Annotated in this window: 2 protein-coding genes; both read right to left on the reverse strand. The window is 52.7% G+C overall.

Going from position 1 to position 1,568, the window contains the following annotated elements; genetic code table 11:
- Positions 1-370 (reverse strand): recombinase family protein (locus CRT23_RS27460; protein WP_146056563.1); only part of this gene is annotated, 370 nt, incomplete at its 3' end.
- Positions 371-630: 260 nt separating this feature from the next.
- A complete protein-coding gene (locus CRT23_RS27465) occupies positions 631-837 on the reverse strand; it encodes a hypothetical protein (RefSeq protein WP_103712627.1) in 207 nt (68 codons plus the stop codon).
- Positions 838-1,568 lie beyond the last annotated feature (731 nt).

The following is a 1,568-nucleotide window of genomic DNA, read 5'->3' on the forward strand; positions in this document are numbered from 1 at the left end:
TGCGCTCGCGGTTGAGGTCGAGGAAGTACTCGGCCATGGCACCGTGCATCTGCAGCGCAAAGCGTCCGTGCGCCGTGTCGCTGTCGAACTGCTCGGTGAGGGAGCGGAAGTGAACCTCCTTCACGCGCAGGGAGTCGATTGTCCGCATCATCTCGACGAGGGAGCGGCCGAGGCGATCGAGCTTCCAGACGACGAGCACGTCGGTGGGTCGAAGGTAGGCGAGCGCCGCCTCGAACTCGGGACGCTTGGTCCCGGCCTTGCCGGACTTCTTCTCCTCGAACAGCCGCTCGCACCCGGCTCGTGTCAGCGCGTCGCGCTGCAGGTCGAGGTTCTGATCGAGGGTGGAGACGCGGGCATATCCGACGAGCATGTCGGGATAGTGATTCAGGTGCGTTTAATCCGCAATAGAAATCCGGTCATATTTTCCCGACAGAAACACAGCGGTTTGAGGCCGTTTGAATCGGGCTCAGCATGAGTGACGGGAAAACGATCGGATACCCGACATTACCGAGCTATGCGCCGGATGCGCATGTAGCCTTCGTGAGGCATGCCCGCGAAGACACTGCCTGGAATGACTGGATTGGGTTAGTTATCCGCCAGTCCGACCAATGGCTGGATCGGGCGGAGCTCTCACTTACTGGCCCATCCCTTCAGCCAAAAGAAGAAATACATCAGCAGGCTCGTAATGAGGGCCTGAATGACGATCAACACCATGGGATCCCATCCAAACGGGATCAATAGCGCACGGATGAGCACGAGGCTCGTGGCTGCGCCGATCATAGCAGCCACGGCCCCGGCCAGCGCGATCCTGCGTCGCCCTGCCAACCACCTCGGCATGTACTCTCCTTGGCTGCGGTGCGCCCCGTGATATCCTGGGATAAAATGCTGGGCCCAGCATCTTTGTGAGATGAATTGGGCGGGCATCTACAACCACCCGATGACATATGTCTCAAAGGTTAGCAAAGGGTGGAAAGTGGGCGTTAATCAAAGTGCGCGCAAATTGGACACGATGCCAGGCCTCTTTATGAAAAACACATCGAACAATTTATATAGGGACATCTTAACTCCGCCCTTGGCAGCGGTATTCGTGGTCAATCTACATACTTTTGTTTTTAGTAATAACAAATCAGTGCATTATATTGTGATATCGATCGCGTTGATTTCAATGGTGACATACTTTTTTGCTGTGTATCGCTATACTAGGATAGGGTTTAAAACTTTTGGGCGGAGCGATTTTGTTTTCAAAATATCGCTCTTACGGATCATCCCATTCATTGTATGTTTTGTAATATATCTGAGTGGATTATTCTTCATAGCAGGAATGTATTTTCTGGATTATCCGGTATTTACCCGCAAAGAAGCTAATTTTATAACAACTATGCTGATGGGATGTAGCTTATTTGGAATGGCACCAGCTAAAGCATTAGGATTTTTAGCAAGATAATTCGCTCCAGTCTTAGGTCCCTGTCCATTAAGCTACCGGGAAGCGGACTTTCCCAGTGATCCGCCCCCATTGAAGTGGTCCGCCCTTTGGTATGATGGTGTGGAACGGCCCTGCTTGCGGCAGT

Origin of the sequence: Methylobacterium sp. V23 (assembly GCF_002917135.1) — a bacterium.
Lineage (GTDB): Bacteria > Pseudomonadota > Alphaproteobacteria > Rhizobiales > Beijerinckiaceae > Methylobacterium.